This window comes from Niallia sp. CD-39 (genome assembly GCF_059874745.1).
The window spans coordinates 150,588-170,670 of sequence record NZ_JCBCPS010000001.1; the positions used below are offsets into that span (position 1 = coordinate 150,588).

19 protein-coding genes are annotated in these 20,083 nt (G+C 35.9%); 12 read left to right on the forward strand and 7 right to left on the reverse strand.

Features of this window, described 5'->3' with window-relative positions; all coding sequences use genetic code 11:
- Positions 1–281 precede the first annotated feature (281 nt).
- The 8 genes from AC6F34_RS00795 (at position 282) to AC6F34_RS00830 (ending at position 9,175) form a co-directional block, all read left to right on the forward strand.
- Positions 282–974: a response regulator transcription factor gene (locus AC6F34_RS00795; RefSeq protein ID WP_500767989.1), complete on the forward strand. Its 693-nt coding sequence runs from the start codon at positions 282–284 to the stop codon at positions 972–974.
- On the forward strand, positions 952–3,204 hold the full coding sequence (locus tag AC6F34_RS00800) for a sensor histidine kinase (protein ID WP_500767991.1): 2,253 nt from the start codon (positions 952–954) through the stop codon (positions 3,202–3,204). The genes AC6F34_RS00795 and AC6F34_RS00800 overlap by 23 nt, the downstream gene beginning before the upstream one ends.
- Positions 3,205–3,224: 20 nt before the next feature.
- Positions 3,225–3,734, forward strand: a complete 510-nt coding sequence (locus AC6F34_RS00805; protein ID WP_500767993.1) for an RNA polymerase sigma factor — start codon at positions 3,225–3,227, stop codon at positions 3,732–3,734.
- Between the two features lie 136 nt (positions 3,735–3,870).
- Entirely contained in the window at positions 3,871–4,374 is a 504-nt protein-coding gene (locus AC6F34_RS00810) for a GNAT family N-acetyltransferase (protein ID WP_500767995.1), read from the forward strand.
- A gap of 13 nt (positions 4,375–4,387) precedes the next feature.
- Positions 4,388–5,362 (forward strand): Gfo/Idh/MocA family protein, encoded by a 975-nt coding sequence (locus AC6F34_RS00815; protein WP_500767997.1) that lies wholly within the window; start codon positions 4,388–4,390, stop codon positions 5,360–5,362.
- On the forward strand, positions 5,362–5,979 hold the full coding sequence (locus AC6F34_RS00820; RefSeq protein WP_500767999.1) for a cyclase family protein: 618 nt from the start codon (positions 5,362–5,364) through the stop codon (positions 5,977–5,979). The genes AC6F34_RS00815 and AC6F34_RS00820 overlap by 1 nt, the downstream gene beginning before the upstream one ends.
- A 193-nt stretch (positions 5,980–6,172) precedes the next feature.
- Complete coding sequence (gene helD / locus AC6F34_RS00825; protein ID WP_500768001.1) at positions 6,173–8,407, forward strand: RNA polymerase recycling motor HelD; 2,235 nt, start codon at positions 6,173–6,175, stop codon at positions 8,405–8,407.
- Positions 8,408–8,431: 24 nt separating this feature from the next.
- Positions 8,432–9,175, forward strand: a complete 744-nt coding sequence (locus AC6F34_RS00830; RefSeq protein ID WP_500768003.1) for an SDR family NAD(P)-dependent oxidoreductase — start codon at positions 8,432–8,434, stop codon at positions 9,173–9,175.
- A 54-nt stretch (positions 9,176–9,229) separates the two neighbouring features.
- Here the strand turns inward: AC6F34_RS00830 and AC6F34_RS00835 are convergent, their stop codons facing one another.
- The 6 genes from AC6F34_RS00835 to AC6F34_RS00860 all read right to left on the reverse strand — a co-directional run bounded on the left by AC6F34_RS00835 (position 9,230) and on the right by AC6F34_RS00860 (position 15,281).
- Positions 9,230–10,786, reverse strand: a complete 1,557-nt coding sequence (locus AC6F34_RS00835; RefSeq protein ID WP_500768005.1) for an ABC-F family ATP-binding cassette domain-containing protein — start codon at positions 10,784–10,786, stop codon at positions 9,230–9,232.
- Positions 10,787–10,843: 57 nt separating this feature from the next.
- The gene (locus tag AC6F34_RS00840; protein WP_500768007.1) at positions 10,844–11,500 is read right to left on the reverse strand and encodes a YczE/YyaS/YitT family protein; all 657 of its coding nucleotides are present in this window, start codon (positions 11,498–11,500) and stop codon (positions 10,844–10,846) included.
- Between the two features lie 139 nt (positions 11,501–11,639).
- Positions 11,640–12,053 (reverse strand): Fur family transcriptional regulator, encoded by a 414-nt coding sequence (locus tag AC6F34_RS00845; protein ID WP_500768009.1) that lies wholly within the window; start codon positions 12,051–12,053, stop codon positions 11,640–11,642.
- Between the two features lie 158 nt (positions 12,054–12,211).
- Positions 12,212–13,669 carry a catalase gene (locus AC6F34_RS00850; RefSeq protein ID WP_500768011.1) on the reverse strand — a complete coding sequence of 486 codons (1,458 nt, stop codon included), beginning with the start codon at positions 13,667–13,669 and terminating at the stop codon, positions 12,212–12,214.
- 161 nt (positions 13,670–13,830) lie between these two features.
- The gene (locus AC6F34_RS00855; protein WP_500768013.1) at positions 13,831–14,535 is read right to left on the reverse strand and encodes a ChbG/HpnK family deacetylase; all 705 of its coding nucleotides are present in this window, start codon (positions 14,533–14,535) and stop codon (positions 13,831–13,833) included.
- A gap of 20 nt (positions 14,536–14,555) precedes the next feature.
- Positions 14,556–15,281: a GntR family transcriptional regulator gene (locus tag AC6F34_RS00860; protein ID WP_500768015.1), complete on the reverse strand. Its 726-nt coding sequence runs from the start codon at positions 15,279–15,281 to the stop codon at positions 14,556–14,558.
- Between the two features lie 183 nt (positions 15,282–15,464).
- On the opposite strand from AC6F34_RS00860, the gene AC6F34_RS00865 reads away from it, so the two are divergent.
- From AC6F34_RS00865 to AC6F34_RS00880, 4 genes are read left to right on the forward strand one after another with little or no spacing between them, the layout of a single operon-like run.
- Entirely contained in the window at positions 15,465–16,772 is a 1,308-nt protein-coding gene (locus tag AC6F34_RS00865) for a 6-phospho-beta-glucosidase (protein ID WP_500768017.1), read from the forward strand.
- Between the two features lie 11 nt (positions 16,773–16,783).
- Positions 16,784–18,088: a PTS sugar transporter subunit IIC gene (locus AC6F34_RS00870; RefSeq protein WP_500768019.1), complete on the forward strand. Its 1,305-nt coding sequence runs from the start codon at positions 16,784–16,786 to the stop codon at positions 18,086–18,088.
- A gap of 34 nt (positions 18,089–18,122) precedes the next feature.
- Positions 18,123–18,455: a PTS lactose/cellobiose transporter subunit IIA gene (locus tag AC6F34_RS00875; protein ID WP_500768021.1), complete on the forward strand. Its 333-nt coding sequence runs from the start codon at positions 18,123–18,125 to the stop codon at positions 18,453–18,455.
- Between the two features lies 1 nt (position 18,456).
- Complete coding sequence (locus AC6F34_RS00880; protein WP_500768023.1) at positions 18,457–18,759, forward strand: PTS sugar transporter subunit IIB; 303 nt, start codon at positions 18,457–18,459, stop codon at positions 18,757–18,759.
- 44 nt (positions 18,760–18,803) lie between these two features.
- Here AC6F34_RS00880 and arcA read toward each other — a convergent pair whose 3' ends face one another.
- Positions 18,804–20,027 (reverse strand): arginine deiminase, encoded by a 1,224-nt coding sequence (arcA, locus tag AC6F34_RS00885; RefSeq protein ID WP_500768025.1) that lies wholly within the window; start codon positions 20,025–20,027, stop codon positions 18,804–18,806.
- Positions 20,028–20,083: the final 56 nt, after the last annotated feature.

The following is a 20,083-nucleotide window of genomic DNA, read 5'->3' on the forward strand; positions in this document are numbered from 1 at the left end:
AATGATAATTAAGTGTAAATGAGAAATGCTTGCTGTCTTTTGATCCTTACTAAAGTTTCAAGGAATATCACAGCACAAGAGTTTTCATTTATTATTTAAATCCATTATGTTGATCTAAATTGAAAAAACAGTCGTAGTCTTTCTTTACGGAAAGACTACTTTTTTTCATAAAAGGTTAAAACATTAAGTAAAAGGTTAAGAAATTCTTAAGATTTATGTATAGTGAAAGTTAAGATTTACATTCTATTATTAGACATATAGAAAGTAGAAGGGGATTCGAGATGGAAAAGTACAATGTGCTCGTTGTAGATGATGAAAAAGAAATTCGTGATGCAATTTCCATTTATTTAAAACATGAAGGAATGAACGTTATCCAAGCGAGTGATGGCATAGAGGCACTAGAAGTTATTCAAGAAAATAATATCCATTTAATCTTACTAGATGTAATGATGCCTAGACTTGATGGAATAACAGCAACAGATCGAATCCGCCAAGAGAAAAATATTCCTATTATTATTTTAAGTGCAAAAAGTGAGAATACAGATAAGATATTAGGCCTTCAAGTTGGCGCTGATGATTATGTAACCAAGCCATTTAATCCGATGGAATTAGTAGCAAGAGTAAAATCGCAGTTACGGCGGTATGTAACACTAGGTACATTTGAGGGTGGAAACAAGCTTATTGACTTAAATGGTCTCTCTTTAGATCCTTCGGCTAAAGAAGTATGTGTTGATGGATCTCCAGTTAAACTAACACCGATAGAATATAAAATGGTTGAACTGCTAATGAAGAATGCAGGACGGGTTTTCTCTATTAATGAGATTTACGAAAGAGTGTGGAACGAACCAGGCTTTAATGCAGAAAACACAGTTGCTGTACATATTCGAAAAATAAGAGAAAAGATTGAGATAGAACCGAAGAATCCAAAGTATTTAAAGGTGGTCTGGGGAATTGGGTATAAAATGGAAAAATAACATCGTCGTTATTCTTGTCTTTTTCTTATTATCCGTTGGATTATCAAGTATCCATGCTTTATTAAGCTTTGGAGATCGGTATATCTTTTCTGATTACTTCAACACGGATAGTTTTTCAACTGAATTTGGTGTTTTTCTAGGCTATGTTGATTTTTACAAACTAAATGATGTTGAGCTGGATGATGCTAAAGAAATGCTTAACGTCACTAAAGAAGAAATTGATGAGCACCGCTATCGCTTTGGACCCTTAGAGGACCAACTCGAAAGCATTAGGTATCAATATGAAGATCGTATATATGAAGCGGAAAGTAGAAATAGTCAAGAGGTTTTAGATGCGCTAATTGCTGAAAGAGATAGCAAGATTGAAGACATTACGATGAATTTTAAAAGTGATGATCATATTCTTCCAAAGATTATCGAGGAAAAAGAAGAAAAGATTGAGCTGCTGTATCATGAAAAGGCACTATATGCGGATGACTTATCAGGCTATGAAGACCAATTTTTATATTATTTTAAGAATAAACAAACCGGAGCAGTTTCTACAAATATGGCACTTGGGGATAAAAGTGTAGAAGAGTATTTAGCTTCCCTTAAACCCTTATATGAAAGAGAGGTTACGATTTCGAATCAGTTCGATTATTTGCACATGCTCCCATTTTCATATGTAGGAATAGAAGCATATCCATCTGACTTAAGAAGTACATATGATGGAATTGTTGCAATTCCAAGTGATCTATCGAACGCTACTGCGATTATGTCTCAATACAATGAACATACAAAAATGAGAACGGTTTTAATTGTCTATAGCTTAATCGGGGTTGTAAGTTTATTCATTAGCTTATGGGCATTAAGAAAATCAAAATCAATACAATCTGTTGAGAGACGATTAAGACCATTTTATAGAAAGTTGCCAATTGATTTACAATTAGCATCCATGATGCTTACCTTTATATTCGTGCTCTTATCTATGTTTTTAGTAAACGATATATTCTATTACATCTATGAGCATATATACATTGATACAGTCATGCAAGTTGTACTTTCGTTGTCAGTTTGTGCACTTTGTACTTTCCTTTCATATTATCAAGCACGCTTAATCTATTTAGATTTAAATGAGAATAAGCAAGAAGTACTTCATGCAGACAATGTGTTTGTCATTAAGGCAGCGCTTAAATGTGTCGAACTAATAAAAATCGTATTGCGCCGTTTACAAAAAGCTTTTATGCGCTTTAGTTTGTTTTCACAAGTATTGATTGTCCTAATTATGGTGTTGTTTACAGGTGTTGCAGGGGTTTACTCACTAAGAAATGACCTCTACTTTATTCTCTATATCGTTTTCTTAACCGTAGTTGGTATTTCATTCATTTCGTTCTTAAAGAGAAAGACGGATTCATTCGAGACAATCGCGAATAAAACAAACGAACTAGCAGATGGCATCATCGGTAAAGACATTGATGTAAAAGAAAATGAGCTTTCTACACTTGGGAAGTTTGCACAAAACTTGAACATCATTAAACAAGGGCTAAAAAGTTCACAAACAGAGCAAGCGAAAAGCGAGCGTTTGAAAACAGAACTTATTACAAACGTAAGTCATGATTTACGAACGCCTTTAACATCAATTATTACGTACACTCAATTATTGAAAAATAATGAACTGACAATAGAAGATCGAGCCGCTTATATCCAAGTGATTGAAAGAAAATCAGAACGCTTGAAGAGTCTAATTGAAGATTTATTCGAGGTTTCTAAAATGGCAAGTGGAAGCATTGAAATCGTAAAAGATCGAATCGATATTGTTCAATTGTTACAACAAGCATTAGGTGAATATGAAACAAACATGTCTGAAACTCTTCTAACGTTTAAAGTACATCATCCTGATCATGCCATTTACACAATGGTAGACGGTCAAAAAATGTGGCGTGTCTTTGACAATTTAATAGGCAATATTTTTAAATATTCACTTGATTATTCACGAGTATACATTTCAATTGAAGAAGAAAAAGAATTAGTGCAGATTCACTTTAAAAATGTATCAAAATATGAATTGAATGATCATGCTGAAGAGCTTTCAGAACGATTTAAGCGTGGTGATACATCAAGGCATACAGATGGCTCTGGTCTAGGGCTTGCCATTGCAAAGTCAATCATTGATCTTCATAATGGTACGTTTACAATCAACACGGATGGAGACTTATTCAAAGTAACAATCACACTTTATAAAGAAAGCTGAAAAAGAAGGAGGGGGAGGCAATGAATGATCAAGAGTTCGAAAAAATTTATCACGAACAGTACAATCGAATGTTGCATATTTGCTATCGTGTAACAAGAGACGTTCAATTAGCGGAGGATGCTGTTCAAGAAACATTCATGAAGGCGTATAATAAAATGGATCAAATTGAAGAAAAAGAAAAAGTAATAAGCTGGCTATCCGTTATTGCTACGAGAACATCGATTGATGTCATTCGCAAAGAAAAACGAAAGAAAGCGGTACTATGTGAGGATGAATTTATTGAACAAAAGGCCTCCTCTCAAAATGTCCAAAATGACTTTGAAGAAAAAGCATTTTTACAACAACTGATTGATTCTATGAAAAAAATGAAAGCAGAATATCATACTGTACTTCAAATGAAGTTCATTGATGGCCTTAAAGAACGAGAAATTGCAGATACACTCAACCTGAAACTGTGTACTGTTAAAACAAGAGTATTTAGAGGAAGAAAACAATTACAATCTATTCTAAACCAAGAGAATTTCATTTAATCGAAAGAAATAAACGTCAAAATGTGATCATTCATTTTGACGTTTATTTTTACATGAAGGAGATTGACAGAATGTTAAGTTTCAATTAATCTAAATATTCATAAAAGACTAGTTTTTGTAAGGGAGAGTTGTCTTTATGAACATCAGAAGGGCAAGAGATGGAGATGAATCGCAGATTGCAAAGGTACATGTAGATAGTTGGTTGACGACATATCAAGGAATCGTACCGGAAACATTTCTTAAAAAGTTATCGTATGAGGATAAAGAGAAGATGTGGAAGTCCGCAATCCCAATAGGCCATGTTTTCGTTGCAGTTAATGAATCTGGGGATATTATTGGTTTTGCAACAGGTGGGAAGGAACGAAGTGGGAAGTATCCTGAATATACAGGGGAATTATACGCTATTTACATATTGCAGCAGTATCAAGGAATGGGTATCGGCAAAGCTTTAACAAATGCAGTCATAAATCATTTAAGAGAAAATGAACATGATGCCCTTGTTGTTTGTGTTTTAGAGGAAAATAAAGCGAAAAATTTCTATTATTCCTGTGGAGGTAGCTTAGTAGACACGCTTACAATCAACATTGGTGGGATTGATTTAAATGAACTTGTCATTGGTTGGTATATAAATGAAAAGTAAGGAGAAAACAACAATGAAAAAAACAGTAAAAATTGGTGTAATTGGATTAGGTGCAATTGGTGAACGAATGCTAAAGTCACTTCTTCAATATAAGGGTGAGAATGCAGTAGAGATCATAGCAATCTGTGATAGAGATCGTAGTCGTCTAAGTGCAGTTCAAAATGAAATACGGAATGTTAAAGCATTTGAAGATCATCACGATTTATTGGCAATAGAACAACTAGACTTGGTTTACTTAGCTGTGCCTCCGAAATTTCATCATCAAATTGCCTTGGATATAATCAATAGCGGCAAGCATATTCTATGTGAAAAACCTCTTGCAAATTCGGTAGAAGAAGCTGAAGAAATGGATGATGCTGTCAAAAAAGCAAACCTTGTAAATGCTATTAATTTTCCTATGGTTTATAGCAATGTGACAGCATTCATGAAAGAGAAAATTGATTCAGGTGCATTGGGGAGTATCAAAAAAATCGAATTAAACTTACACTTCAATACATGGCCTCGTCCGTGGCAACAAAATGAATGGATCGCCAGTCGCGAACAAGGTGGGTTTATTCGAGAAGTTTGTCCTCATTATATTCAGCTTATACAATATTTCTTTGGATCATTAACTGTCAATCAAACCTTTGTTGAATATCCAGAGGATGAAAACCTTTGTGAAACAAGCTTTATTAGTAAGCTCTCATTAAACGATGGTACACCTGTTTTATTCAACGGAACAAGTGGAATCGGTCAAAATGAGCAGTTATCATTTAAAATTTATGGAGACAAAGGAACAATTGAATTAACAAATTGGAGTGTTCTGCATATAAGTGAAGGGGATTCAGAGCTAAAGAAGTTAGCACTGTCAAGAGAGGTTCAAATTTCTCTTCCTAATGAGCTATTAAAGGGCTTAAACGAAGATCAAGATGCACTTTTGATAAACTTTGAGGATGGTTTACACGTACAGAAAGTATTAGAGGATTTACTAGTAAAAGGAGGAGTCTGATGAGAATTTATGATATTACAATGCCTTTGAAAGTAAGGATGCCCGTTTTTCCGGGAGACTCTGAGTTTGATTACCAATTGGTATCTACCATTAATGATTCAGCAGCAAATGTAGGCAAGCTGACGATGGGTACACATACTGGAACACATGCTGATGCACCATTTCATTATAATCAGGAAGGCTTAAAAATAAATGAAGTACCTATTGATGTGTTTATCGGGAAAGCCCTTGTAGTTGAAGTGGAAGGTAAAGAAAAAATAACTGTTCAAGATTTAGAATGTTTTGATTTCAATCATATAGAACGATTGTTAATTAAGACGGGATCATGGGAGGATGTCAACGAATTCCCTGTTGATTATACATATCTTGATCCTCCAGTGGCTAATTTTTTGCAGCAAAAGGGGATTCGTTTAATAGGTTTAGATTCTCCTTCAGTAGATCCTTTAACAAGCCATACATTGCCAGCGCATCAAGCGCTCTGTGAAGCAAACATTTTCATATTGGAAAACTTGATGCTACATAACATACGATGTGACATGTTCGAATTAATCGCATTGCCTCTTGCAATACATGATGGAGATGGTAGCCCTGTTCGTGCTATCTTGAGGGAACTATAAGAAAAAAGCCAATGTTCGCTTAGTAAGCATACATTGGCTTTTTAGACGCAAAAAAACACTTGTAATGAATCAAGTGGTGTGTTAAATTTAAATATGATGACTTTTGTATATAATTAGATCATATGTATCTAATTATATTATACACAATAAGATTAGATGCGTCAACATTTATAATTGAAATGGAGTGGTTTTTTTGCAAAAAAACGAAGAAAGACATTTGGAACAGCAAAGAGTCGATCATGTCAAAAAGAAAATCGCTCAAAAAATAGAACTCTTATTAAAACAGGAAAAAGAAATCGGCTCACAAGCACTGTACTTAAAAAAGACATTTTGGGATGATGTAACAGTCAATCTTGAAGAATTAGATGATGTCATCGAAACATTTACAAGCATGAAACAACAAGCAGAACTTCTTGCGGAAAGAGAACGTTCTGTTGATGTTGTACAAAAAGAACTAATGCAATTAAGACGGCTGATTCATTCTCCTTACTTTGCACGGATCGACTATAAAGAAGATGGTACTGAAGAAATAGAGAACATTTATATTGGAACAAATTCATTTCGTGATGAACAAACGGATGAATACTATGTCTATGATTGGCGTGCACCAATATCAAGCATATACTATGACTTTCCATTAGGAAGAGTTCATTACGACACTCCATCAGGAAGAATTGATGGAGAGATGCAGTCTAAAAGGCAGTTCATGATTAATAAAGGATTAATCGAAGGCATGTTTGACTCCGGTCTTGCAATTCGTGATTTATTATTACAAGAAGTTTTAAGCCATCACGCCAATACAAAGATGAAGACGATTGTATCAACGATCCAAAAAGAGCAAAATGAAATCATTCGCGATACATTGCATCAAGTCGTCATTGTTCAAGGTGGTGCTGGAAGTGGCAAGACATCAGCTGCACTGCAAAGAATTGCGTTTCTATTATATAGAGAAAGAAATTCGTTAAATGCCGATCAGATTATGTTATTTTCTCCGAATTCATTATTTAGTAGCTATGTTTCTACCGTCTTGCCTGAATTAGGAGAAGACAATATGAAACAGACAACTTACTACTCGTTTTTAACAGAAAGGCTTGAAGACGACTATTCTCTTCGTCATCCTTTTGTTCAATTGGAAAATCACCTCAATGATCATAACGAAAAGCTAGAAGTCGAAGAAAAAGAAATGTCCTCGAAGCACTTTATTGAAAGAATTGATCTTGTGATCGACCAACTAAAAAGTGATGGAATGAAGTTTAGAAGTATTAAATGGAAAGAATCAGTGATTGTTACTGAAGAGCAATTGGTTCAGTTATTTTATTCATTCGAATCACATATTTCAATTCCAAATCGATTAGAGCAAATGAAACAATACATTCTAAAGGAAATTAGACGAGTTGAAAAAGCAGAACGAGAAAAAGAGTGGGTCGATACCGAAATAGAACTGTTGGATAAAGAAGCCTATTTAGAAGCACATCAAGTATTGCAGAGCAAAGAAGAGGATATTTTTGTTGACGAATATGAACAAGAAAGAACGATTCTAGCAAAAAAAGTCGTCAGCAAGAAAATAAAACCGTTAAAAAGACGGGTAAAAAGAAATAAATTTATCCAGTTCAAGGAATTGTTTTCGCAAATAATGAAAACAGACTATGCTAGTAAGGAAGAGTTAACGATCGATGAAGCAACAGCGTATTTGTATTTAAAAGATCGTTTATTAGGCAAACGTTATGAGGAAAGCATCAAACATTTGTTTATCGATGAGGCTCAAGATTATTCAACTGCACAATTTAATTATTTGGACTATTTATTCCCATATGCAAAATGGACGATGTTAGGCGATGTAAATCAAACGATCATTCATAATGGGGGACACCATCTAGATCAATCAGAAGAAGATCAAACAGCTGTGTATCGGTTAAAGAAGGGTTATCGCTCGACTAAACAAATTGGCGAATTAACAAATGAGTTATTACAAGTAAACGGTGAGATTATTCCATTTGAACGAAATGGAGACTTACCAGTCGTCCAGCTTATATCAAAACAACAACATATAGAACAATTAGTTAGGGTTATTAATCAATATCAACAGCAATCGTTTGAAACAATTGCTGTGATCTGTAAAACTGCTGCTGAAGGAAAGAGCGTTTATGAAGAAATCAATGATCAGCTTCCAATTCAATTTGTTGACGCTTCAACAAATTCGTATGATAAAGGCATCATGTTGATTCCATCGTATTTAGCAAAAGGGATCGAATTTGATGCTGTAATCGTTTTAGATGGTTCAACATACAAACACGAAGCCGAAAGAAAGTTGTTTTACACAGTATGTACGAGAGCAATGCATGCACTAACAATTTTAACAACAACTGACAATCCTCTATTCTTAATGAATATTAAGGATGAATTATATGAAAAGAAAATTTCTATCTAATATGGACGGTGAAAGGAATCGATTATGAAAACAAAGACGGTCATCATCACGGGTAGCGCAAATGGAATTGGTCATGCAGTTGCCACGAAATTTGCCCAAACTGGAGCAAATGTTGTATTAGCTGATGTCGATGAAAGCAAAGGTTTATTCGTTACAGATGTATTGAAGAAGAAGGGATACTCCGCTTCCTTTATTAAAACAGATGTAACTCAAGAAGAAGAGATCATCAATTTAATCAATTATGCAATTGAACAATATGGGCAGATCGATATATTAATTAACAATGCAGGAATATCAAAATGGAAATCACTATATGAGTTATCTGTTGATGAATGGGATGAGGTTCTTCATACAAACTTAAGAAGTGTGTTTATTGCATCCAGAGAGGCAGCGAAGATGATGAGAATGAACGAGAAGGGTGGAAGCATCATAAACATTGCCTCAACGCGGGCGATGATGTCTGAGGAGAACTCCGAGGCATATGCTGCATCGAAAGGCGGCATTGTTGCTCTCACTCATGCTTTAAGCATTTCATTAGGAAAAGATCGCATAACGGTTAATTCTATTTCACCAGGGTGGATTGAAACAGGAGATTATGACCAATTATCAAAGCAGGATCATGAACAACATCCTAGTAAAAGAGTGGGGAAACCAGAAGATATCGCTAGAGCTTGTTTGTACTTAACAGAAGATGAGAATGACTTTGTAAACGGTATGAACCTAGTGATAGATGGTGGTATGACAAAAAAGATGATTTATGCAGAATAATAACAACCCCAGCTAATCGTAATGATTTGCTGGGGTTGTTATATATAACGTATATTAATTATTAAGATGATTGGACCATTCTTCTACATCCCAAACCTTTGTGACCCAGTCTTCATAAAAGTCTGGTTCGTGGCATACAAGAACAATCGTTCCTTTGTATTGTTTTAATGCCTTTTTCAACTCAGCTTTAGCTGTAACATCTAAGTGGTTTGTAGGCTCGTCGAATAAAATCCAATTGCTTTCATGCATCATTAGTTTGCATAGACGGACCTTTGCCTGTTCGCCTCCACTTAATTGCGAAAGGGGTCTAGAAATATGCTCATTTTTCAGCCCGCATCGTGCAAGTGCAGCACGAACTTGATGTTGGTCCATTGATGGAAATTCATTCCAAACATCATCGATCGGTGTAATGTTATCTGCCTTAACTTCTTGTTCGAAGTAAGAAGGGAAGAGGAAGTCTCCATGATGAATCTTGCCGTTTAAAGGCTTTATTTTTCCAAGCATTGTCTTTAGTAGAGTCGATTTTCCAACACCGTTGCATCCAACGATCGCAATTTTTTCTCCACGTTCAATAGTCATTGACATTTTCGGAAGTAAGGGTTGAGTGTAGCCAATTTCAATATCCTCTCCTTCAAAAACATAACGACTACTACCACGGGATTCCTTGAAATCAAACGTTGGTTTCATCGCCGTTTCAGGACGATCAATCCGTTCCATACGGTCTAGCTGCTTTTGTCTACTTTTTGCTCGACCTGTCGTTGAGTACCTTGCTTTATTTTTTGAGATGAAATCCTCTTGCTTCTTAATAAATTCTTGCTGTTTTTCGTATGCATGTAGATGTTGGTTTTTATTGATTTCAGCAAGCTCTAGGAATTTCTCGTAACTTGCTGTATACCTCGTTAGCTTAGAGAATTCCAAATGGAAAATCGTATTGGAAACGGCATTCATAAACTCCGTATCATGTGAAATTAATATAAAGGCATATGGGTATTCCTTTAAATAATGGGTAAGCCATTTTATATGTTCTACGTCAAGATAGTTTGTCGGTTCATCTAGTAATAGGACTTGTGGTTTTTCTAATAGAAGCTTGGCTAATAATACCTTCGTTCTTTGCCCACCACTTAATTGAGCAACATCGCGTTCTAAGCCAATCGCATCCAAACCAAGTCCTCTTGCTGCTTCTTCAATTTTAAGATCAAGCGAATAGAAACCGCCAGCATCAAGATGATCTTGAATCTCAGCCATTTGTTCTAAAAGCATTTCTAATTCCTCAGGTGTTGCTTCACCCATTTTAGCTGTAATTTCATTCAGTTCTTCTTCTTTTTTAAACAATGGTAAGAATGCGTCTTTAAGTGCATCTCTCATTGTTCTTCCAGGCGTTAAAACCGTATGCTGATCAAGATAACCATAATGGACATTTGGTATCCATTCTACTCGTCCTGAATCGTGAATCAATTCTCCAGTTAGAATATTCATAAGTGTTGATTTCCCGACACCGTTTGCTCCCACTAATCCAACATGGTCTTCTGCTAATAGACGAAAGGATACATCTTTGAAAAGAGTGCGATCCCCGAAAGTATGACTTAAATTTTCTACATTTAATAGGCTCATTTTTTAATTTTCCTCATTTCAAACGAATATACCCTACAATCATACTAAAAACTTGGCCTATCTTGCAAAGCTTTTCTTTTGGGCGTTCGCGGTAGTAAAAGAACGAATTTGTTGCAGGAAAAAGCCAACTAATACGGCTGAGATAACGGTTCCTTCACGTATTCCAGCAACGGATTGCAATAGGTATATCGATAAGGCAATACCGATGATCACGAGGGTGAGGTCAAATCCGACCTTAACATAGCCTATGTTTCTTTTTAGCTTAGTTGTTAAAGCGACTACAATACCTTCAGCAGGGTTATACATTGTTTGCGATGAAATTTGCAGATGAATGCCAAATGCTAGAATAAAGCTACCAATTATCAATAGGCAAATTTGCGCCAAGTAATGAGTTGGGTGAATGAAATACAAGAGGGACATACTCGTATCAATAAATAGGCCAAACGTCGGTCCAACAATGAATTGAGTGTATTGAAAACGAGGGAAGTCAGCTTTTAGTATCATGAGCTGTAAAAATATAAAAACAAAACATGCCATAATCGTGAAAAATCCAAACGAAAACGGGAGGTGAAGACTAAGTATATAGGGAATCGCGGAAATCGCAGTTGTTCCAAGATTTGCTTTTGTAATTAAAGCAATCCCGATGCACATAAGAAATAGCCCGAGAAAAAATTGAACGTAACGTTTTACGAAATTCACTTTTTGAATTTGCATTTTTCTACACTTCCAAACGATTAAGAGATTGTCTTGATTTTTTTTAAGCGAATGCTGCATTTGCATTTAATCGTATGCTTTAACTGTATGATAGTAGAATGACAGACTGGGCATTTTTCCTCGCTAGTTTTCACCATTTTCACCTCTCTTGAACACATTGTGGGCATAGTCCGTATACTTCCAATCTATGTTTATTAATTTCATATCCAGTGACGCTTGAAGCTAGCTTTTCAACAACCTTTAAGTCAGGGAACATGAGATCTTCAATCGAACCGCATTGATCGCATATGACATGGTAATGATTAGATCGATAGATTTCATAACGGCTAATTCCGTTCCCGTAAGGAAGTTCGTTTACGATTCCTAGTTGTACAAATAATTTTAAATTATTATAGATCGTAGCCAAACTGATGATTGGAATTTCCTTTTGTACCTCTTCAGCAGTAGGGTGACCTTTCAAATTCATGAGTGTTGTTAATATTTCAAGCCGTTGTGGAGTAATTCTTAACCCTTTTGCCTTTAACAGTGGGATTAGCTCATTAATTGCAGTCATAAAAACCACCCTCTTATCACGTTCATTTTTCTATGATTATATGTAATGAGATAGTGAACATGTCTACTTTCTCATTTAAGCACTGATAATGAAAATTGATTATGTATAAGAGTAGGTGACTAGCTACCTACTCTTAAAGGTTCACGATATATGTCGTTCTAAACTGTTTCTTGAACACTTAAGCCTAGTCCTTTGGCAACTCTTTCTCCGTATTCCGGATCAGCCTTATAAAAGTGTTCAATTTGTCTCAGTTTTATTTCTTCTGATTCAACAGGTTCCATTTCTTCAACAATTGTATTGATTAATCTCGTTTTTTCATCTAGTGACATCAGTCGATAGAGGTCGCCAGCTTGAGTATAATGGTCGTTATGATCATAGGAAACACTATCAGCTACACCAGAAACTTCGAATGATTGAATTTTTTCAGACCGGCTTTCTGTCGGACCTTGATAACTATTTGGTTCATAGTTAACTTTGGAACCACCATTTTCATCAAACCGCATTTTTCCATCACGCTGATAATTATATTGCTCTATCTGTGGGCGATTAATAGGTAGCAAGTTATGGTTCGTTCCCACGCGGTATCTATGAGCATCGTTATAAGCAAATAATCGTCCTTGTAACATTTTATCCGGAGATGGCTCTATCCCAGGAATAAAATTACCAGGAGAAAACGTTGCTTGCTCAACCTCTGCAAAGTAGTTGTCAGGGTTTCGATTGAGAATCATTTTCCCTAACTCTATTAAAGGGTAATCCTTATGGGACCAAACCTTTGTTACATCAAATGGATCAAAGCGATATCTCTGCGCATCTTCAAATGGCATGATCTGTACACTTAATGTCCAAGAAGGAAAGTTATCAGCTTCAATTGCATGAAACAAATCTTCAGTGTGATAATCAGGATTTTCACCTGCCATTTTTTCAGCTAGATTTCCATCAATATTTTTAACACCTTGATCGGAATGAAAGTGATACTTCACCCAGACAGGGTCGCCATCTTCATTAACCCATTTAAACGTATGGCTTCCGTACCCATTCATCGTTCGAAAGCTAGCGGGAAGTCCCCGATCTCCCATTAAGTAAGTTACTTGGTGTAGTGATTCTGGTGAATGTGACCAAAAATCCCACTGGGCAGTCGGGCTCTTTAAATGGGTTTGTGGATCGCGCTTTTGCGAATGAATAAAATCTGGAAATTTAATTGCGTCACGGATGAAAAAGATCGGTGTATTATTACCGACTAAATCATATATACCATCCTCTGTATAAAACTTCACTGCAAAGCCTCTAGGGTCACGCACTGTATCAGCTGAGCCACGTTCGCCAGCAACTGTGGAGAAGCGAATAAACATTGGCGTACGCTTGCCAATTTCAGATAAAAAGGAGGCTTTCGTATAGCGACTAAGATCATTTGTTACTTCAAAATATCCATGAGCACCGGCACCTTTAGCATGAACGACGCGCTCAGGTATTCGTTCTCGATTAAAATGTGCTAGTTTTTCTAACAAATGAACATCCTGAATAAGTGTAGGTCCTGGGTTTCCTGCAGTTATAGAGTTTTGATTATCCCCAACGACAGTACCCCAGCTTGTTGTTAAATCGCTGTTATTACGTTTCATTTATTGGTTCACCTCATAGACTTATTTCACATGTCTACACTCCAATGATAACACTTCTCAGTCGAAAATCAATACTTTTTTATAATGATTTTAAATAAAAACCGACTTTAAATAATTGAGAAGGAGTAAAAGACTACATGTGTTTAATAGGTGAAATACCCTTAAGAAAGCAGAGTAAACTCACTAGGTTTTCTAATAGAAGTTAAAATATGCAATTCTTTTTCACGCATTTCGACATAACTACTATTCTCTATTAATTCTTGATCAATGAAAGCTGGGTGTGTCATTACTTCAATTGTAGGAGAGTCTATTCTATCCAATTCATCGAACAGATGACGATGAACTCCGCTCTGATAAAATCCTGTGTAGAGCGATTCGGTTACACATAGGTCAAGACGATCGGACAGAGATGGGGTGTATCTGACAGGAGCATTATACTTCTCTGATAACGCAATAATGGTTTCTTTTAATGGTGGCCACCCGTGTATATGGTGATGGCTATCGATATGATGGAGAGGAAGGCCGGTTTTTAAAAACTTCTTAATTTGTGAATCCCATTCGGTAAAAACATCCTTTGGATTTGGAGGTTCCATTAATAAATATGAGCTTGTAAATTTAAAACAGCCTGTAGAGTTTGTAAGCTTCTTAGAAGAGGGGGAGAGTGGCTTCCCCCAAGATAAAACGAGATGAATTCCGACTTTTAATGTTGGATGTGCTTTAGCCTGGTGAACTGCATAAGGGACTGCTAATCCATTCATCATCATTGTTGTTGAGTTAACGATTCCATGTATATGACTATGAATGATTCCATCTGTTACGCCTTTAGTCATTGCATAATCATCCGCGTTAATAAGTAGTTTCTTCATTCTATTCCTCCTCATGATCATCATTGGCCATTGAAATTTGTTTCAATAAGGAAGTTTGTTTTGTCACTGCGAAAATAGGAACGTGAAAATTCTATCTTCATTCCATCATGATCTTTGGCAATGGTTTCAAGATAAAAGCAAGGTAAGCCTTTTTTGCATTTTAAATGCTTACTCGCACGCTCATCCGCAAGAGTAATTTCAAGGTGAACAATTGTATTAGCGATATTAACTTGGAAATCCTCTTTTAATGATTGATAAATAGATGTTTCGGCTTGTGAGATAGATAGACCAGGTGCAATATGCCATGGGATATAGGAAATTTCATACGATGTTATTTCTGAATTTGCACTACGAATACGCTCAATCCGTTGAATAGGTGAGTGTGCATCAACTTCTAATGTTTCTTGTAAAAACTCAGTTGCAGGTATTACTGATATATCAATCACACTGATTTTTGCTTTTTTTCCTTGAACAGCCAATTGATCAGCGTATCTTTTTATTGTGTGAGAAAGTGTTTGACTCACCTTTTGCTCAGCAACAAAAGTACCTCTACCTTGATGTCGTACTAAATATCCCTCTTGCGTTAACTGATTTAATGCAGCGCGAACGGTTGTTCGACTAACGTTGAAATCATTACATAGTTCCAATTCAGTAGGGATTTTCTCGTTTGGGCTATATTTTTTTGATTTGATACGATTTAATAATTCTTCTTTTATATATGCGTGCAATGATTGATTTTTGTCCATTCAATATGCCCCTTGTTCGTATTAGTTCTTTTAAGTTTACAAGAAGAGACATAGTAAGACAATAATAAAAAAATTGTAATAACAAATCGTATTATTTGTTATAGACAACTATAAATTTGTATGATACATTATCACTAATAACCGAATATTATGAAAAATTGATACGAGAGGTGTTATACTACTGTGACTTTAAAAGTTGTTATTATCGGAGGAGGATCTAGCTATACTCCGGAAATTATTGAAGGGTTCATTAATCGTTCGTCTACTTTGCCGGTGAAGCAAATAACATTGGTTGATATTAAGGAGGGAGAAGAGAAACTAAATATAATTGGCTCCTTAGCGAAAAGAATGGTTGCAAAAGCAAATGTTTCAATTGAAATCGAATGGACTTTAGATTTACGAGAAGCTCTAGTTGGAGCAGATTTTGTTACAACCCAAATACGGGTAGGTGGTCTTGAGGCAAGAGCAAAAGATGAGCGAATCCCACTTGAGAATGGATTTATTGGGCAAGAGACGAATGGAGCAGGTGGAATTTTTAAAGCATTTAGAACCATCCCTGTTTTACTTAATATCGCCAAAGATATTCATGAGATTTGCCCAGATGCATGGTTGATTAACTTTACTAACCCAGCAGGAATTGTGACAGAGGCACTATTACAGCATTCAGATCATAAAAAGGTTATTGGTGTGTGTAACGTTCCATACAACATGAAAGATACATTGGCAAAGTTTTATGAAGTTGAGCCAGATGAAGTGTTGATTGAATTTATTGGAATGAATCATTTTGTTTTTGGAAAAAAGGTATTGATTCAAAATGTTGACCGTTCTAGTGAGCTTTTAACCAAACTAGTTAATGAGTGGAAGTATACTCCTGCTAATATTGTAAATCTCGGTTGGTCTAAAGAATTTTTACAATCGTTGAAGCTCTTACCTAATCCATACCACCAATATTACTTTCAAACAAAAGATGTTTTAGAGAAAGATATGAAAGCCCTTTCAAAAGATGGAACACGTGCAGAAATCGTACAACAAATAGAAAAAACACTATTTACAGCGTACAATAACCCAGATTTAGATGTAAAACCTAAAGAGTTAGAAAAGAGAGGAGGTGCATTTTATAGTGATGTAGCTTGTAGTTTAATAGATTCAATATACAACGACATAGGAGATGTTCAAACAGTTAATACACTAAATAATGGTGCAATCACCGACTTGCCAGCTAGTGCTGTTGTCGAAATTAACAGTATCATTACGAAGGATGGGCCAAAACCAATTAGCGTTGGAGAACTACCTATCCAGGTAAAAGGTCTTATTCAGCATATGAAGGCGTTTGAGGAATTGGTCATCAAAGCTGCCATTACAGGGAATTACGAAGATGCTTACGCTACATTCATTATGAATCCATTAATCGCTGATGAAAAAAGAAGTAAACCATTGCTTGATGAACTTTTAGAGGCACATAAAAAGCATTTGCCTCAATTTGTAAATTAGGAGGATAACTGATGCAAAAGTTTATTGAAATCGCAGGGCGTATTGGTGCACAACGGCATTTAGTTGCTGTTCGTGATGGATTTGTTACGATCATGCCATTGATTATTATTGGATCATTGGCAGTATTATTAAATAACTTTCCAAAGATCTGGAAGTTTGATTTAGTAGCTATCTTTAATTCAATATTTGGTGAAGGGAATTGGCAAGCTGTTGGAGGGAATATATGGAGTGGTTCTTTTGCTATAATTGGACTCCTCGTATGTATTGCCATTGCTTATAACTTAGCAAAATCATATGACATTGATGGTTTATCAGCAGCAATTATATCTGGTGCTTCATATATTATTCTTGTTCCGGTCACAGCAGATTCTGGTATTAGTCAAGCTTGGTTAGGAGCTCAAGGTTTATTTGTTGGTATTATCCTATCTCTTGTTCTTACTGAATTATTTAGAGTATTGCTACAATCAAAGTTTACAATAAAAATGCCAGAAGGTGTGCCGGATGGTGTATCTCGCGCATTTAAAGCTTTAATTCCTGCTTCATTAATCATGATTTTAGTCGGTCTTTTTCAAGCATTAATGGGTATCTTTGCAGAAATTAGTATATTCGAGCTTGTATTTAAAGGCATTCAAGAACCATTGCAAGGATTAGGAAATACGTTGCCTGCGGCAATCATTGTAGCTTTTGTCATTCATATTCTTTGGTTCTTTGGACTGCATGGTTCTAATATTATTGGTGGAATTATCGAACCTGTTTATCTGCCGTTAATTGAACAAAACGTAAATTTATTTAATGCAGGCACATCTGCGATGGATGTTCCTAATATTGTCACTAAACCATTTTTAGATGCATTTGTGTTGATGGGGGGCTCAGGTACGACAATTGCCTTACTTATCGCGATATTTATAGGTATTAGAAGTGTAAATAAGCACCCTTACCGTGAAGTAGCTAAGCTTGGAACACCTGCTGGTTTGTTCAACATCAATGAACCAATCGTCTTCGGATTACCAATAGTTTTAAACCCAACTTTGCTTATTCCATTTATTTTAGTACCAGTTACTCTGACAATTACGAGTTATACGGCCATTTATTCTGGTTTAGTTGCAAAAACGGTTGCAATGATCCCTTGGACAACACCTCCGATTTTAAGTGGATATTTGGTCACAGGAGGACATTTGAGCGGAATTATTTTACAGGTCTTTAACCTAACGCTTGCTGTACTTATTTATTTGCCATTTGTTAGGGCTAGTGCTCGTGCTTTTAATAAGAAGCAAGAAGAAACAGTATCAAAAGATCAGAATAACTTAAGCGTTTAATGTGTAAATTTAACAACATATTGGAGGAAAACTTATGAACTCTGCAGAAGAACTACAAATGACTTCATTTTCGATTATTCTCCATGCAGGTAATGCACGTTCTTTCTCAATGGAAGCAATCTCGCTAGCAAAAAGTGGAGAGATTGTAAAAGCTCGCACGAAGATTGAAGATGCGAACAGTGAATTTGCTGAGGCTCATCAATTCCAAACAAAGCTAATTCAAGCAGAAGCAAATGGAGAAACAAACCAATTATCCGTTCTCCTTGTCCATGCACAGGATCATCTAATGACAGCTTTGACCGTGAAAGAGCTTGCAAATGAAATGATTGATTTATATGAGAGGATGGATCGGTTAGAAAGGGGATAACATGAAAATTTTATTGGTTTGTTCAGCTGGAATGTCTACATCTTTGTTAGTAAATAAAATGAAAGCGGCTGCAGAGCAAAGGGGGATTCAAGCTGATATTGATGCAGTACCAGAGTCACAATTAAAGAATAGGCTTGATCAATTGGCGGTCGTATTAATTGGGCCACAAGTGCGTTATTTAGAAAAGAATATTCGTGCCCAAGTTGAACCACATGGTGTGAAGGTAGCGATCATTGATATGATGGCCTACGGCATGATGCAGGGAGATAAGGTGTTAGAACAAGCAATATCACTTATAGAATGATTTATCAAACAAGCTGTCAATCTCATGACAGCTTGTTTTTATTTTTACTTTTCCCTATTAAGTGGCATACTCATACATCTGGGACCACCACGACCGCGGGATAGCTCGGAGCTTTTAATTTCGATAACACGAATGCCGTTCTTTCTTAATTCTTCATTTGTTACATAGTTTCGATCATACGTAACAACAACCCCTGGTGAGATTGTTAATGTATTAGCACCGTCATTCCACTGCTCTCTTGATGAAGCAATAATTGAGTCACCCCCACAAGGAATGAGCGAGATTTCATCAACGTTTAATACTTCTTTTAATGCTGAAGTTAAATGATTGCGCTTATGCACAGTAAACCCTTTTTCATTCGATGACTTTTCAATTAAAAAAAGATCAATATTGCCTTTCTCATCTAAAATAGCAGGGTGAATCGTAAACTGGTTTTCACTAACCATTGTAAAAACAGTATCTAAATGCATGTATGCACGAAGTTTAGGTAAATCAACAGCAAGAATGGTTGTAAACGTCGGTTGTTTCTTAAAAAGGTTGTTCGCGAACTGTTCAATCGCTTGGGCTGAAGTACGAGCGCTCACACCAATAGCAATCACTTCTTCATTTAAGACTAAAATATCTCCACCTTCAATCGGATACATATCCTCACGTTCATACACCTTTTTCACATCTTTCGACATAGTTGGATGATGCGTCATGATTGTATCGATAAAAATTGTTTCTCTTCTTCTTGCAGGTTCGAACATGCGGTTAAGGGATAGTTGATTCCCAATAACAGCGGCTGGATCTCTTGTAAAGTATAGATTAGGCATTGGATCCAAATAAAACGGATAATCATCATAGATCATTTCATGTAAGTGCAAATTTGATGGTGGTAAGATCGATTTTGGCAAACCTGCCATCATTTGATGGACGAGCTCCTCATTCGTTAACGACGATAAATACTCATAAACGAGTTGATATGATCCATTTAAACTCTCCATGCTTTCCTTCAACACATTATCTATAAATTGTTTCTTAATCTCGTCTGATTGGATTGATTCTACCACTAAATCGTGTAAATACAATACGTGTACACCTTCATTTACTAAATGATTGGCAAAGTCATCATGTTCATTCTGTATGATTGGTAGTGATGGTGTATCATCAAATAGTAGTCTTTCTAAGTATTCTGGCATTAAGTTTTCAATTTCTTTTCCTGGGCGATGAAGCAACACTGATCGCAGCGGTTTAATCTCTGAGAATACGTGTAAGGATGAATTCATGCTTTTCCCCTTTCTTTTCTTCACAGTTTTCTTTTATAATTTCTACATAATTATTC

What these genes read in the sequence shown, in the direction of transcription:
- AC6F34_RS00870 (WP_500768019.1), top strand. Translation starts at nt 16,784, where the DNA reads ATGCAAAAGTTTATTGAAATCGCAGGGCGTATTGGTGCACAACGGCAT.
- AC6F34_RS00845 (WP_500768009.1), bottom strand. Translation starts at nt 12,053, where the DNA reads ATGACTGCAATTAATGAGCTAATCCCACTGTTAAAGGCAAAAGGGTTA.
- AC6F34_RS00860 (WP_500768015.1), bottom strand. Translation starts at nt 15,281, where the DNA reads ATGGACAAAAATCAATCATTGCACGCATATATAAAAGAAGAATTATTA.
- AC6F34_RS00805 (WP_500767993.1), top strand. Translation starts at nt 3,225, where the DNA reads ATGAATGATCAAGAGTTCGAAAAAATTTATCACGAACAGTACAATCGA.
- AC6F34_RS00855 (WP_500768013.1), bottom strand. Translation starts at nt 14,535, where the DNA reads ATGAAGAAACTACTTATTAACGCGGATGATTATGCAATGACTAAAGGC.
- AC6F34_RS00830 (WP_500768003.1), top strand. Translation starts at nt 8,432, where the DNA reads ATGAAAACAAAGACGGTCATCATCACGGGTAGCGCAAATGGAATTGGT.
- AC6F34_RS00810 (WP_500767995.1), top strand. Translation starts at nt 3,871, where the DNA reads ATGAACATCAGAAGGGCAAGAGATGGAGATGAATCGCAGATTGCAAAG.
- AC6F34_RS00850 (WP_500768011.1), bottom strand. Translation starts at nt 13,669, where the DNA reads ATGAAACGTAATAACAGCGATTTAACAACAAGCTGGGGTACTGTCGTT.
- AC6F34_RS00840 (WP_500768007.1), bottom strand. Translation starts at nt 11,500, where the DNA reads ATGCAAATTCAAAAAGTGAATTTCGTAAAACGTTACGTTCAATTTTTT.
- arcA (WP_500768025.1), bottom strand. Translation starts at nt 20,027, where the DNA reads ATGAATTCATCCTTACACGTATTCTCAGAGATTAAACCGCTGCGATCA.
- AC6F34_RS00820 (WP_500767999.1), top strand. Translation starts at nt 5,362, where the DNA reads ATGAGAATTTATGATATTACAATGCCTTTGAAAGTAAGGATGCCCGTT.
- AC6F34_RS00815 (WP_500767997.1), top strand. Translation starts at nt 4,388, where the DNA reads ATGAAAAAAACAGTAAAAATTGGTGTAATTGGATTAGGTGCAATTGGT.
- AC6F34_RS00835 (WP_500768005.1), bottom strand. Translation starts at nt 10,786, where the DNA reads ATGAGCCTATTAAATGTAGAAAATTTAAGTCATACTTTCGGGGATCGC.
- AC6F34_RS00795 (WP_500767989.1), top strand. Translation starts at nt 282, where the DNA reads ATGGAAAAGTACAATGTGCTCGTTGTAGATGATGAAAAAGAAATTCGT.
- AC6F34_RS00880 (WP_500768023.1), top strand. Translation starts at nt 18,457, where the DNA reads ATGAAAATTTTATTGGTTTGTTCAGCTGGAATGTCTACATCTTTGTTA.
- AC6F34_RS00875 (WP_500768021.1), top strand. Translation starts at nt 18,123, where the DNA reads ATGAACTCTGCAGAAGAACTACAAATGACTTCATTTTCGATTATTCTC.